Annotated in this window: 11 protein-coding genes; 5 read left to right on the forward strand and 6 right to left on the reverse strand. The window is 64.6% G+C overall.

What is annotated here, in order from left to right; translation table 11 throughout:
- Window positions 1-9 precede the first annotated feature (9 nt).
- Both ABZ942_RS13370 and ABZ942_RS13375 read right to left on the reverse strand, forming a co-directional pair.
- Window positions 10-1,704: a VWA domain-containing protein gene (locus ABZ942_RS13370; RefSeq protein WP_357381475.1), complete on the reverse strand. Its 1,695-nt coding sequence runs from the start codon at window positions 1,702-1,704 to the stop codon at window positions 10-12.
- Between the two features lie 57 nt (window positions 1,705-1,761).
- Complete coding sequence (locus ABZ942_RS13375) at window positions 1,762-2,919, reverse strand: AAA family ATPase (protein WP_357381477.1); 1,158 nt, start codon at window positions 2,917-2,919, stop codon at window positions 1,762-1,764.
- A gap of 477 nt (window positions 2,920-3,396) precedes the next feature.
- On the opposite strand from ABZ942_RS13375, the gene ABZ942_RS13380 reads away from it, so the two are divergent.
- On the forward strand, window positions 3,397-3,684 hold the full coding sequence (locus ABZ942_RS13380; RefSeq protein ID WP_357381479.1) for a hypothetical protein: 288 nt from the start codon (window positions 3,397-3,399) through the stop codon (window positions 3,682-3,684).
- Between the two features lie 52 nt (window positions 3,685-3,736).
- On the opposite strand, the gene ABZ942_RS13385 is transcribed toward ABZ942_RS13380, so the two are convergent.
- From ABZ942_RS13385 to ABZ942_RS13395, 3 genes are all read right to left on the reverse strand, one after another.
- Window positions 3,737-5,434 (reverse strand): winged helix-turn-helix domain-containing protein, encoded by a 1,698-nt coding sequence (locus ABZ942_RS13385; RefSeq protein ID WP_357381481.1) that lies wholly within the window; start codon window positions 5,432-5,434, stop codon window positions 3,737-3,739.
- A gap of 101 nt (window positions 5,435-5,535) precedes the next feature.
- On the reverse strand, window positions 5,536-6,252 hold the full coding sequence (locus ABZ942_RS13390; RefSeq protein ID WP_357381483.1) for a hypothetical protein: 717 nt from the start codon (window positions 6,250-6,252) through the stop codon (window positions 5,536-5,538).
- On the reverse strand, window positions 6,249-7,349 hold the full coding sequence (locus tag ABZ942_RS13395; protein ID WP_357381485.1) for a hypothetical protein: 1,101 nt from the start codon (window positions 7,347-7,349) through the stop codon (window positions 6,249-6,251). Before ABZ942_RS13395 ends, ABZ942_RS13390 begins: the two co-directional genes overlap by 4 nt.
- 517 nt (window positions 7,350-7,866) lie before the next feature.
- Here ABZ942_RS13395 and ABZ942_RS13400 point away from each other — a divergent pair.
- The 4 genes from ABZ942_RS13400 to ABZ942_RS13415 all read left to right on the forward strand — a co-directional run bounded on the left by ABZ942_RS13400 (window position 7,867) and on the right by ABZ942_RS13415 (window position 12,247).
- Complete coding sequence (locus ABZ942_RS13400; RefSeq protein ID WP_357381487.1) at window positions 7,867-9,246, forward strand: cytochrome P450; 1,380 nt, start codon at window positions 7,867-7,869, stop codon at window positions 9,244-9,246.
- Between the two features lie 21 nt (window positions 9,247-9,267).
- A complete protein-coding gene (locus ABZ942_RS13405) occupies window positions 9,268-10,281 on the forward strand; it encodes a GAF domain-containing protein (RefSeq protein ID WP_357381489.1) in 1,014 nt (337 codons plus the stop codon).
- Window positions 10,282-10,511: 230 nt separating this feature from the next.
- Window positions 10,512-11,258: a hypothetical protein gene (locus ABZ942_RS13410; RefSeq protein ID WP_357381491.1), complete on the forward strand. Its 747-nt coding sequence runs from the start codon at window positions 10,512-10,514 to the stop codon at window positions 11,256-11,258.
- A 440-nt stretch (window positions 11,259-11,698) separates the two neighbouring features.
- Window positions 11,699-12,247: a hypothetical protein gene (locus ABZ942_RS13415; RefSeq protein WP_357381493.1), complete on the forward strand. Its 549-nt coding sequence runs from the start codon at window positions 11,699-11,701 to the stop codon at window positions 12,245-12,247.
- Window positions 12,248-12,620: 373 nt separating this feature from the next.
- Here the strand turns inward: ABZ942_RS13415 and ABZ942_RS13420 are convergent, their stop codons facing one another.
- The gene (locus ABZ942_RS13420; RefSeq protein ID WP_357381495.1) at window positions 12,621-13,484 is read right to left on the reverse strand and encodes a hypothetical protein; all 864 of its coding nucleotides are present in this window, start codon (window positions 13,482-13,484) and stop codon (window positions 12,621-12,623) included.
- Window positions 13,485-13,710 lie beyond the last annotated feature (226 nt).

Below are 13,710 nucleotides of genomic sequence, written 5' to 3' on the forward strand. Positions count from 1 at the left end.
GACGGTGTGTTATGCGGTGCGGACTGCGGTGACGGCGGCGCGTGCGATGGCGGCAGCTGTCGCCGTGGGGTCGGTTAACGGGTGCACGATCGCCCCGGCCAACGGGTCGGCCCACGTACTGTCGGGAGCCAGCCACAGCACAGCGCATCCGCTGGTGCGTAACCGGTTCAATCGTTGTTGGGCGGCGGCGCGTACCACGGGGCGGAAGCAGCCGTCGGAGATGATCACCAACAGTCGGGTGTTTTCCGGGTGGGACAGCCCCACGGCTCCGTCGAGGGCATCGATGGCGATGTCAGCGGCCTCCCACCCATCGGGGGCCTCGAACTCGGTCACCTTCGCCGGGGCGGTGCCGGGGTACGTGACCGGAAGGACCCGGCGTCCAAAAGTGACGGTCGCAGTCTGGGCAGGCATCGATGCCAGATCGGTGGCAGTGGCCAGAATCCAGGCGGCAGAGGCCACATCGGCGACATAGTCCGTCATCGACCCCGACACATCACAGGCGATACCGACTCGCAACGGTGGTACGGGGACCGGTTTGCGGATCGTGCGGGTGAACGGTTGCGCGGTCGGCACCACCCCGGCAGCGCGTTGGGCTTGGCGCGCCATCACCTCGCGCATGCGCACCCTGCCCGGCGGCACCGCCGATGTGATCTTGGTGATCGCGCGTTCCCGCTGGCTTGCGGTGCTCAGTGCCCGCCCCAGTACCCGTGCGGCGGTGCGTTCGTCAGTGCGCGGCATGCGGGTGGTGCGCCCGGTGTTCTTGCCGGTGCGAGGGCGTTTGCTGAAGACCTCGCCAGCTGTCGATGCTGCACGTTCGCTGTCCAGGGCCTCGTCATGGTCGCGCTGGTCGGACCGGTCAGCCGGATCAGATGGAACAGGTTGCGCGGCAACGGATTGCGCGACAGCATCCAGGGTTCCCGATACCGCCGAACCCAGGATCGAGCCCGGTTGCGGGGTGGTGTGCGGTTCGGGGCCGATCAGTGCCACCCAGCGCCGCCCGAGTTCGAGCATGCCGGTGCGGTTGGTGTCGGACAATCGGTGCGCGATGCGCCACAGTGTCCGCAGCTGCCTGAGGGTGTCGCGCCCGAGCACCGATTCGATTGCGGCAGCGGCGAGAGCGCATTCGTCTGTGCTCAGCACACCGGCATCGATACGAGCGAGCATGAGGGCGGCAGCGTGGGCGGCGGTGTAGCGGTTGGGGACCAGCACCGCTGCGGCCTCGGCCCCGCCGAACTCGGCGAAAACCAGTTCACGGGTGCACGCGCGCAGCCAATGCCGGTCGCCAGGGCGGCGGCGCAGCTGCGCTGCCTCGATACGTGACTCTTCCAACAGCATGGCCGCATCGATGCTTTCCGGGGCCGCCGCCACATCAGGGGTCCAGCCGGTGTGGGCTGCATGCGCGCATTCGTGGGTCAACGCGCCCCAGGTAGAGGCGTAGCGGTGGCGATCGGAGACCCGCCATGGGCGCGCGGTGGCGGGATCGATACCCAGGTTGGTGCCCTCGATGGCGATCGCGGCCCACGCGGGTGTGAACATCGCCAGTTCCCCCAGGGCCGCGCCGGGGGCGATGGTAACGGTCAGATCAGACCGATCGGCGATCGCGGCAGCCTCGACGGTCATCGCGTCGGACAGCCTCTCCCATCCGCTACGTGCGGGCGGTGCGGGCCGGGCGGTGGGGGTGGTGGTGACGCGTGCGGTGGTCATGGCGTGGTGTCCTTTCGATGCGTAGCGGTGGCGGGCTGGCCGTGGCGGCAGCGGGGGTCAGCGTTTGATGCGGGCACCCAGCGCTAGTGCCGCGTAGCGCGTGCCGAACTCGGCGCGCACGACTTCGGCGACGATTTCGCGATCTTCCGGCGGCGCGGTGCCGACCAGGTTCGCGGCGGCGGTGGCCACATCAACGGCGGTGGTAATCCGGGCGAAAGCGATCAACTCGCGTAGTTGCGGGGCCCACCCGATTTCGCCTTTGGTGACGCGGCCCGCCAATGTTCGCGCCGCGCGCACCGCACGCGGTTCGACCCCGAGCGTGGTAGCCAGGTCGTAGTCCGAGGACACTTCCACCTGAAATGCGAACCGGCTCGACAGGGCATCGGACAGAATGGCCCCGTGCACGCCCGGGTTGTGTCCAGCGACAACGAAGAACCCGGGGGCTGCGGTGACGATCTCGCCGTGGTTGGCTTTGATCGCGATCTCACGGCGGCCGTCCATCGCCGGATACACAACGGCTAGCACGCTGGGCGGAATCAGGGTGGCGTCGTCTATGAACAGCACCATGCCCGCGCGCATGGCATGTACCAGCGGCCCGTGGGCGAACTCGAACCGCCCGTCGGGCAATTGGGTGTGATCACCCACAAAGTCGGCCACCGTGGTATCGCAATCGCCCTGAACGGTGATCAGGTCACCGAAGGCGGCCTCGATCAGACTGGTCTTGCCGGTGCCGGGCGGCCCGTACAACAGCACGGGCACCCCCGCCGTGCGCATGCGCCCCAGCACGTCCACATCGGGCAACCCCGCCAGCGCACGCGGGTGATAGGTTTCCCCGTTCGGGCGGACCACTGCCGCACCCGACCCGGCAACAGGGGCCACCGGCCTAGCGACCGGTGCCGGGGCAGGTGCCGCCGGTGCCGGTGCCGGTGCCGGTGCTGCCGGTAGCGGTGCGGGTGTCGCTGCGGCGGGTGCGCCAGCGGCGGCGCTGGCCGTGGTAGCAGTGGCGCGGTAGCGGCGGGGCGTGGCCTGGCTGAGTTCGGCGTTACCTTCCCGTACCAGGGTTGTCAGGGCGTTGCCGACCGCCCCGGACGACCGGCCCAGATGCAGCGCGATCTGCCGGGGGCTGTATTCGGTGCCCGGATCATCCGCCAACGTTTTCGCCACCATACGCCGCAGTTCGCCATTACCCAGTCGCGCGGCAGTGGGTGTGGTCATTGCCTACTCCTTATCAGAACGAACGAATTCCGTGTGCGTCGCCATGCGGAATAGTTCCACATATTCAGCACTGTCGTCATTCGAATCGAATGTGATTGTTGGATTTCCCCGATGCCGTTCCAACATAACTCGACTCGTCACGGGAATGCAACCGTTCACGCAAACTATTTTCAGCAATTTCCGCAGGTCAACGCATCATTTTCGACAAGCAAGGCAGACAATTCTCAATGCCTTACAGATGCTTGGCTGCGACAACGAATGTCGAAACACTGGAGAAGAATGTGGAAGCCGATATAGAAAGAAGAAACAACAACGATCACCCAACACGATCATCAGCTAGGCCCAGCAAGCCCCAAACCGCCACCCACCGCCTGCCTCATGTATCCACCGTCCCCTGTCGGGGTAGGACCCTGGGCAGAGTAGAGGCTGAAAATATGGCTGCCACCTGCTAATTAGTCGCCGCTCCGGTGGTGCGACTTGACCACCGCACCGATCGTGACACCGAACACCACACCGATTACGCCACCGATTGGACCGCACATCCTGCTCACCCCCCGCTACACCTCGACTATCGCCAGTCGAGCATTCAGAGAACTCTCCGAGCATGTCTGGCACGAGGGCCGCCAATATCTATTCTCGGATGTGAAGCATTTCATTCGTGTGCGCCATGCGAATTTCTATCATTCCATCGATTCTATGCGTTGTGGCGTGATTTTTGCTATCGTCTTCGGCCCGATCTCAAGTCTGGTCATTTCATACGGATAGCTGGTAACGCAATACTAGTGAAGCATTTTCGGTGCGCCTCTGATCGTCTATCTCATGATGCGTTGCGGTGGAGGTGGCGTACCAGCGCGATTGTTTCCCGGCTCGGTTTTTCGCCGATTTCGGCGAGGCGGCGGACGAGCAATTCGGCGGTGTGATCGATGGCGTGGAATTCACCGAGGCGAGCATGCAGGCGCATGACATCGCAGTACACCTGCTCATTGGCCGGATCAACGTCCAGGACTGTTTCGAGCAGGTGCAAGGTGGCCCGGGGGTCCTCGGCGACCAGGGATTGTGCGAGGGCACCGAGCGCGGTGGCGGCGTCGCGGCGCACAGCTTGGCGGATCGGGTCGATCCAGTCGGCGTCGAGGTCGGCGGCGAAGGTTCCGGCCGCGGTGAGCTCGACGATGCGCCTGCATGTGTCGCGGCGCTCGGTGTCGGTCCCGGCTCGCCGCCGCTGAGCGACGGCTACTGCGAAGTCGGCGTAGTCGGTACTCACCGACGCGTCAAGACGGTAGCGCGCCGAATCGCGCGCCAGGATGTGGTCTACGGTGCCGCCGGTCGCTTCGGCGATCGCCGTGCGCAGGCGGCTCAGGGTGGTGTGCAGGGTGTTGGTCGGGCGGTTAGGGCTTCGTCGGCCCCACAGGGCTTCGATCAGCTGGGCTCGGGTCAGCCCCTGCGGATGCACCGCCAGCAAAGCCAATACCTCCCGGCTGCGGTGCTGCAACCGTGCGGTGATCTCGACGGGGGGCTGCTCGGGCTCTGCCGTTCCAGGCAGCCACAGCACTCGCAGTGGCCCGAATACCCGAACTGCGAGAACCAGTGCCCGATCACCGGGATCACTCGTCCGTGTGGCGAGCGGAGCGTGCTCGGCCGCGGTGATGGGCGCGGCGGCGTGAAGCGGTTGGTCCTCGATCCTCGTGGCAGCCGCCACGTAGGGTGGCTGGGTAGCAGGGCGGTCGATGGTGGTGTCGAGAAGGTGGTGCCCGAGCCGGTAGACCAAGGGGACCGAACGCTGCGACCGATGCTGGACACCGCGCCGCCACGGGATACGCGGGTGGGAACGGCTGGGCGCTGTCACGGCGTCGACACCCACGCCTTCGTGGATTCTCATGGCGAGGGCTCGCGTCGCAACACCGAGATCGCTGTGGTAGGCGCGAGGCCGACCTCGGACAATGGCGGTCGCCGTCGTTTCCTGGTGCGGGAGCCATCCCAGCACCGGCACGTCCAGGTCACTGGCAACCTCGCGCGGACCGGGGCTACCGACGATGACCACCTGCAGGCGAGGGCACCAGGCCGCCAGCTCGCGCAGCTTCGCGAGGAGTTCGGTGGTGTCAGCAGCGGGTGTGCGCACCACCACCAACGCCAGATCGGCACCGCGCAGCAGCGGGGCGGCGGCCGAATCCGGCGCGGCGAGGCCGCTGTCGGCAACTACCACCAGTTCCCCCCAGCAACCGGAGCCCAGCTTCGGGCTCAGCGGGATCGGGTGGGCCAGCGCGGCAACAGTGTCGGCAGGACGCGGGGGCGCGGCCAGGTATGCGACGCCGACGGGATGCCATTGCAAGTGCTCGCGCAACTCGGCCAGCCCCAACACAGCGCCCTCTCCGGCCGCCGCGGTGAGGCTGGCCAGTCCCCGACGCGGGTCGCCGCCGCACGCATCGGCGAGGGTACCGCCGTGCGGGTCGGCCTCCACGACGATCACCGGTTCGGGACCAGGCCAGGCAGCGGCCAGCGCCAATGCTGTCGTACTCACTCCCGCTCCCAGTTGAACACCTGCCACTGCGATAAGCATCGCCATCACCTCGTTTTCCAAGAGTTCCGTTGTTACTCAAACCTTTTCCGGTCGCGAGCGCGTCAGAGTCCGACGATGGACGTGATCACCGTGCGCCCGCCGCTCTCGTAGGTCGAAATCTGTTGCCGCCACACGTTTTCCGGCTCATCGGGGCGCTGCTCGTGCACCTCGACCCCGTACAAGCCGCCAGCCAGCTTGCTGATATGCGCGCAATAGGTTGTCCCTGAAGGGATCGAGTCGATACCGGCCTGTATCACTGCCGCGTCTGGAAGCGCCGCTGCCGTCGAGACGACCTCTCGCGCCGCTCTGGCGCTGCGGGCCAGGTAGTAAGCCGCCTCGAACTGCGCGATAACCAACGCACCCGGCTCGGTTATCGCCGCGGCGGGGCCGTCCTCGCCGCGGCGCGCACAACCAGAGGAGTTGCCGCTCATGACAGCTGAGGGGCTCGCCGGCCTCGGGTTGACCGAGGGCGAAGGCGCCGGTTCTGCTCTGCTGCTTTCAGGCTCACTGCCGTCGCGCCACGGTGTCGCGGTCAGGACCGCGACGGCACACACGAACACCGCGATCCCGGCGAGCACACCCCGTGTGGGGCGCGGAGCGCCCACGCGGGCGCGGGCTGGCCGGGCATCTGCGTCGCCGTTGCCGATTCCTTTGGCGTGGGCGGCGAACCAGTGTGCTAGTCCCGCCGTCGGCAGCGGCACATCCTCGACAACGATCTCGATCTGCTCAAGGTCGCCATCGTGCTCGGGGGCGGTGATCACCTGCTCCATCTCGGTCACCGCCCGTCGCTGGGCAACTGCGCCAAGATCGTCCCGACGAGGTCGGCGGCCTGCGGGTCGATTTCTGCCACCGGCTCGGCCACCTCGTCAGTCAGCGACCCCATCGCCTGCGGATCGGCGGCCACCGTCTGCGCCCACACCAACTCCTGCGGAACAACGGCCGACTCCGCATCGCTGGTGCCAAGCAGGGCCTCGGCGTCGGCAGTGGGCAGCCCGGCCTGCGTCACGGCCGCCGACGCCTGCCCGGACAAGAACGCATTCCAGACACACTCACGGACAGTGACCGCTAAAGGCACCACGTCCGGACGCGCCACCACCACCGCACCGAACCGCAACGTATCTTCGACGGTCTCAGGCGGGCCGGGCTCGATCCCGGCCTGCGCTGATCCGAGCGCACCTGACCACGCCCGCGTCCCCGACCCAATCGGCGGCACAGCGCTGATCCGCTCCGACACCATCACCGAGTCCGTATCCGGGCGCTCGGCACTCGTTTGAGGGCCAGCAGCTACGCGCGGAGGTGCGGTTACTCCGGCTTGGCCCGTACCGGGCCGGTGCGGAGCGATACCCGGCTGTCCCGTGGGCGCGGCGTGTACGACCGGCAGCGCGAACACCAACGCGGCCAGTGGAACCATCGCGGCAACGGTCCACCGATGCGGTCCCCACCCCAGGAACTGCAGCCGCCGAGGGCGGCGCAACGGGACTGGTTTCGTCGCGCCCAAGGGAACAATTCCGTCCATCGCGCTTCCTCGCAGCGAGGACCACATGCCACCGGGCACCAGCGCGGGCATGTAAACCGCACGCACATCCAACCCGTGAACGCACAAAAAGTCGTGCACGACATCGACCCGGGTGATCACCGGGTCCGAGACCCGGCACGGTGCGACCGCGACGAGCACGACTCCAGTGGACTCCGCGGGAACAAACGTCACGGGGTCGATATCCAATCGGGCCACGAACTGACAGGCCATTGCCTGCCGCGCTCGCATAGACACCACCCAGATACCCACAGCATGGGTGTGCTCACCCGCCGCCTGAACAGCAGCAATCAAAGCCGTCTCGATCATGTGATCACGGCCATCAACCACGAGTTCATTCATCACAGACACCTTCTTTCACACAAGAACAGAAACGGGATCTATTGCCATACAAGATCGACCTATCGCAGACGGTCGGCGTTCTGGCGCGAGGTCTTACCCGAAGACGAGCCAGCCAGGGAGCACGGCAGCGATTGCAGCTGCCCGAATCGGCGCGCTCCTGCGGCAAGTGACGACCGTTCGAAGGCAGGCGATGGAGGTCACCGCGTCGGGAATCGCAGACGGCGGAACGGGTGATCTGCGAGAGCACCCCCGAATGCGCGAATCTCCCATTGCCACTAAGGACGGGCGAGGTGATTGACCGACGAATAGCTGCCATGGCGTCCTCCGTGAGGTGTTGTCCACGCGCGCAGGGCTTGCACAGCCAGCGCATCGTGTGGAGTTGGACCTCACGGCCGGGGATCAGCCACCCAGCACGTGTGAAGTGAATCACACTCGTCGGTTTGTTTCAAGTGGCAGGACAAACCCAAAGGCCTGATGGGCGGTCACCTCTAGCTATCAGCTGTGAGAGCCTAGAGGCATGACAGTGATGTCCAGCACTCTGCCGATCGACCGGCTTCCCCATGCTCCGGGCCGCCTCCCGCTGCTGGGCGACGTGTCGAGCGTGGACCGTGTCCGCCCGACGCAGCACGAGACCAGGCTGGCTGCCGAGCTCGGGCCGATCTTCCAGCGCAAGATTCTCGGCGCCCGACTGGTAGTGGTGGCCGGTGCCCGGCTCGCTGCGCAATGCTGCGACGAAAGTAATTGGGGCAGAGCGCTTGTCGGACCGACCGCGAACCTCAGGATGCTCGCTCCCGACGGACTTTTCTCCGCGCGCAGCAGCGACCCGTTGTGGGGGCAGGCGCACCGCATCCTGACCCCGGGTTTCACTCAGCAGGCCATGCGCGCCTATCACGACGCAATGAGTTCGGTCGCCGACGATCTCCTCGCCGAATGGTCGACCGCAGGGGGCTCGGTCGACGCGCACTCGGCCATGGCCCGAGCGACCGTGGAAGTCATCGGCCGGGCTGGATTCGGCCAAGACCTCGGCCTGTTCCACCCCACCCCCGACAGCACCGACGCGCAGCGATTCGTCCGCGAACTCGACTTCGTCTTGCGCTGGGCGGGTGAGGCCACCAACGACCTGCCGATCGTCGGCAACCTGCGAGCGCTCTGGCGCACCCCGGGGGTAAAACGCAGGCACGCCGCGATGTGTGACTACGTCGACCGCATCGTCGCCGAACGCCGGGCCCACCCCAAGGACACCGGGGACCTGCTCAACCTGATGCTCACTACAGTCGATCCCGACACTGGGCAGGCGTTGCCGCTCGACAACGTGCGCAACCAAGTCATCACGTTCCTGGTCGCTGGTCATCTCACCACGGCCGCGCTATTGCAGATCGCTTTGCACTACCTCGCTTCCGACGCCGCCCTTCAGCACAAACTCGCCGACGAGATCCGTGCTCGGGGCCATGACTACGACGGCGTCGCCGGTATGAGGTTGACCCGCCAGATGCTCAACGAGGTCCTCCGGATGTGGCCCATCGCCCCCGGCTTCTTCCGCGTCGCCCGCACAGACCAAAACGTCGGCGGATACGAAATCCCCGCCGGTCGTGCGGTTTTCGTGCTCAGCCTCGCCGCCCAGCGCGACACCGACGTCTGGGGACCCACCGCCAGCAGTTTCGACCCCGACCGGTTCGATCCGGCAGCGCTGCGTCGCTACCCCGACCGGTTCTTCAAACCTTGGGGAGCTGGGCCGCGATCCTGTATCGGTCGCGTCTTCGCTATCCACGAGGCCACGGTGCTGCTGGCCCGCATCCTCGACGCATTCGTTCTGTCGACCTCCGATGAGCTGCGGATCCGCGAACGTGCTGCCCTCAGCCCCGAGCCGGTCACCCTGCACCTGACGCCCCGACCGTAAGCAGTCCGAAAAGAGGCCCCGATGACGTGGTACCTCGTCGAATGCCTTGGCCTGTCCTCGATGAGCATCGTCGCCAAAGACGGAGTGCGAAAAGAGTGGGTTTCGATCTTCCGCATCGAACGCGACGAAGGCGTCGACGCGGTGGGCGCGCTGAACTGGGCACGGAGCAGCGGCTCACACCTGGACCAGCGAATGTCGGGCCGCTTCGGCGACCGTCGAATAGAGATCGTGCCAATCCTGGGACCCGAAGACGACGTCTATGCCATGCACCTGTGGATCGGAGACCCCAGCACCGACGCTCCCAAGCCCAGACCCGCCGCCGGCCTCCGATGGAACCTCGGCGAACTCCAAGTCCAGCAACGCCTTGAATCCTGGCTGATGAGCACCAACGACGCCTCAGCCTGGAAAGGCATCAGATCCCCCGGCGAGATATTCCGGAAAGTCTTGCGTTTCGACGACATACCCCAACTCATCGAAATAGCAAACAGCCCTACTCCCGACGCGCAGTTCGAGTCGAGCCTGTGCATCCTCCACGACGACGGCCACCTGATGAACTGGCAGATCATGGCGCGCGGACGCAACGACGAACGCCACGTCGGAGTCCGCGCCCTCACCCACGACGTCACCGACATCGAACCCCCGGTCGTCGGCCCGTTCGAAACACTGCGCCTTACCAACGAAGACATCACCGACGGACCCGCCGCGGCGCTGCTCGCCTTCGGCGCACGCTCGAGCCCACCGACCATCTCATCCTGGATCGGCAAGGTGCCCACCTGGATCGACTGGCAGCGCGACGGCGACCCCGCCCTCATCCACCCCGACTCCTGGCCCGCACTCAGGCGAACCCAAGCCCTGCTCGAACCAGCCTGCCCCACAATCGAAATGACCACCCGAGCCCGCATCCGAGCCAACACCGACACCGGATGGCAAACAGTCGACATCACCTCCCGCCGATACCCCGGAGAAGTCGGCCGCATCCTCCACATCATCCGCATCACCAAAGCCGACGACAACAGCAACCCACAACAGCCATAGACCTATCAGGCGGGCCTCTCAGGGAAGCCGACGTTCCCAGTCCTTATGCGTCCCGCCGAACCTCGCCCGCTTTCGGCCGCAATGCGCGCGTTTGCGCCTGGCTTTGTGCGCGCTGAGCGAAGCGGCCACGACGCGATGGCTGGCGGGCCAGAGCGGTTGCGGCGCATAACACGGGTTCAATGGCGGCCAGTCGAACCATCGCGCGACTTCGCGGTGCCTACGATCGCGAGGTGAGTGCGCCCGAGATGTTCTTGGAGTACGTCAACGCCCTGAAATGGCTCGTCCTGGCGGGCGGGATCATCTGGCTTTTCCGCGATCCCCTCGACGGCCTCATCCGCCGAATTGAGAAGCTCGTCGTTAAGGGGCCAGGCGAGACGCAGATGTCACTGGAAGCGAGCGTCGGAGAAGACCTCGCGCGAGCGACCGATCCCGTTGTCCCGCCGCCGACGACGATCAAACGATTAGCGGCGCAAGAGAACAACAGTGTCGACGCCAACGAGTCACGGGCGACTACAAGGCGGGTTGAGGTGTGGGCAAGCCCCGATGTCTACGCCTTGACCAAATGTTCTCCGGTCCAGGTCGATACGTTCAGACGGAAGATCGCCAGTCTCGCCAACCTGGACTATGACGAAGCGCTGATGATGTTTGTGCCTGCCGACTCGGTACGGAACATCTTCGACAACGTCGGCTGGATTCTAGAATCGGCTACCCCAGCGATCTGGGGGACGACCCTGTGGCCAGGGTGTTCGCCTGACCTTCGAGACACTTATGCCTCGATGATTCGGACCGCTGGGTTCGCGTTGATCATGCGGAACACAGTCACAGGAACGACAGCTAAGGAGTTCCTGAATCTTGTGCAGGTCTGGGGTCGTAACTACAACAATTTCGTCCAGAGCGCGATTCGGACGCTTGAGATGTTGCCCGAGAACGCCCACGTCATGCTTCTGACAGAGGACTCGAGACGTTCCGAAAGCTAGGCAAATAGGACGGCGGGTTTCGTGATCCTCGGAACAGCGGATGCCGGTGTTGAGTCTGATGTGTCCAGTTCGAACGTTGCCAAATTTCGCCATTGAGGATCGACAGCGGCGGTGTGCGCCGCCCACGCGGTTACCGCCGCGCTGCGAACCAGGAACATCGCTGTCGAGGATGCTCGTGTGTCTTGCGTCAACCCGGTGACAGGCTGCGATGGTGAGATCGGTTGTCCCGGCCGGGGTACCGACAACGCGCGGTAATGCCGATTATGTTGCGTCGCCCGGGACCACTGCCAGCTAGCCACTCTGAGGTTCAGCTCTGTCAGCCGCTGCTGGTTCAACCATGTAGAGGACGCTCCGATCGTGATCCACGTTGGCTGTGGCTTCGAATACAAAAGGACGTGCCTGAGCCGACTGGCCGGTACACCTCTACAGATGGAGCCGCAATGTCATTTGCTCGTGCTCGAATGAACACCGGCGCTGCGACACCAGCGCGTGTGATGGCTGTGGCGTGCGCGGCTACTGGGATGTGGATATCCGGAAGCGGGCAGGCAGTCGCCGAGGATCTCCTCCCCGCAGGGCCGTTCACCATGACCAGCGGTGCGACGGATACCGACAAGTGCTTCGGTTCACTGCCGGAGGACGACGGGTCACAACCCTACCGGGTGACACAGGGCGACTGCGATACCAGCGATAAGCAGTACCGGTGGACAGCGGAAGAGCTCAGCGACGGCCGATTCAAACTTCATAACGGGTCGGGGGGTTGTCTACAGTGGGTCCCAAAAACCACCTCATACATCTCGAGGAGTGCGTACGAGCTTCATGACTGCGCAAAAGCCGCGCAGTTCAAGGTGGAAGCCGCCTCAGACGGGACTTTGCTGTTCAAGGACGGGACGGACCTGATGGAAGGCACGAGCGGCAGTCACCTCGATCGCATAGAACTCTCGTTCGCCGATCGGAAGGCATATCGATGGGTGATCAAGTCCATTAACTGACCTGCCGAACCGTCATACACACTGGCTACAGTCGGCGCGAGTGAGCTGTATTGGCTCCCCAACAAGACCCCGCGGAGCGGGCGTTCTGCACGACGAGATCGACTGCGGTGCAGAACGTCCGCTCTTGCCGCGGAGCGCGCGTTTCGAACGGACGGTGGCCGGCCTCGAACTGGTCGGCCACCAACGCATCTGGAACGTCCGCCTCTGCCGATTTCCGGATACTGGAACGACCAATCACGTTGGGGTGCAACTTCAGTCAAGAATCTCTACGCCGAAGAGCGTCATTGGACACAGAGGAGAAGCGGCGATAAGCGTTCTGCTGACGCCGAGGTCAATACATGATGCGTCAACATCAAATCGGAGACGCGTCGAACTACCTGAGCTTCTGCAGCGCGACCACACGAGGAGCCAGGGGCGACCCGTTGATGATTTCCACTTCGATACGGCACTCGAACGCATCACTGTGGACTCGATGTACAACGGCCGCAAACTCATCCGACATGACGAAGCGCGCTCCGGCCAGCGTGCCAAGGCCATAGCTTCCGGCGATTATGATGACCCATGCTGCTTTATTCCAGGGATTCGGCGCCCTCACGATCAAGCAGTCATCCCACTCGTCAAGGCGCGAGTGCCGCGGACCGTCGTAATGAATCGTGACGTGCAGCCGCTCTGCAAGTTTCTCCGTAAGACGGTTGACGTCTGCGCTGCCAAGCGTGATTTGGTTCGCTTTGAACTCATTGCCCCGAGGCTCATCATCGCCAACATCGAACTCTGGCAGCTGCAAGGCGGTGAAGAACGATGAGAATTCGCGCAGGGCAAGCGCGTCGCCCACCCCGACCAGACCGCCGCTCTCGAAGTCCGTGAACTCGTCAAAGCGCCCGAGCGCGACGCGCGTCGGCTGCCGTGCCATCCGCGCCCAAAGACGGCGGGTACGAAGCGATAGGTCAAGAGTCTTCGGCGTGCTGACGGCATCCCTTCTTACCCGAATAACTAGCTGCCACACGAGCACAAACACCGAAAGGAGGCCGACGGCAATTGTCAGAACCCCGAACCTAACGTTCCCAGTACCTGCACCTAGCGCACCCACGAGCAATATGACCGCTATCGCTACGACGAACAGGTACTCCTCGCTGCGCAGCTTGACCACGACGGCCTTTAGAACCTCCGAGTACAGCGAGCCGCCCCCAGCCTGCTTAGCGTCATGCGGCTCCGCCGGAGAATCCCCGTCTTCCGTCATCCCACACACCTCATCCAGCCGACGCTGAGCCGAATCATTGTCGCATCGCGAATCGGTTTCGGCAGCCACTTGCCTTGAAACACTGCACATACTCGGCGGTGATGCGATCCGACCAGTCTTTCGCATTTGCAGTTCGCGTCCTTGCTGAGCGAGCTGCCTGCGCTGTTTGGCCTGCGACGAACTGTTGGTCAGACTCGCTTTGGTGCGGATAGCCTCAACGCGAACC

The organism is Nocardia sp. NPDC046473, assembly GCF_040645995.1.
Taxonomy (GTDB): Bacteria; Actinomycetota; Actinomycetes; order Mycobacteriales; family Mycobacteriaceae; genus Nocardia.

Coding starts and splice junctions, on each gene's coding strand:
- ABZ942_RS13395 (WP_357381485.1), bottom strand. CDS start 7,349: ATGAATGAACTCGTGGTTGATGGCCGTGATCACATGATCGAGACGGCT.
- ABZ942_RS13415 (WP_357381493.1), top strand. CDS start 11,699: ATGTCATTTGCTCGTGCTCGAATGAACACCGGCGCTGCGACACCAGCG.
- ABZ942_RS13400 (WP_357381487.1), top strand. CDS start 7,867: ATGACAGTGATGTCCAGCACTCTGCCGATCGACCGGCTTCCCCATGCT.
- ABZ942_RS13370 (WP_357381475.1), bottom strand. CDS start 1,704: ATGACCACCGCACGCGTCACCACCACCCCCACCGCCCGGCCCGCACCG.
- ABZ942_RS13420 (WP_357381495.1), bottom strand. CDS start 13,484: ATGACGGAAGACGGGGATTCTCCGGCGGAGCCGCATGACGCTAAGCAG.
- ABZ942_RS13375 (WP_357381477.1), bottom strand. CDS start 2,919: ATGACCACACCCACTGCCGCGCGACTGGGTAATGGCGAACTGCGGCGT.
- ABZ942_RS13405 (WP_357381489.1), top strand. CDS start 9,268: ATGACGTGGTACCTCGTCGAATGCCTTGGCCTGTCCTCGATGAGCATC.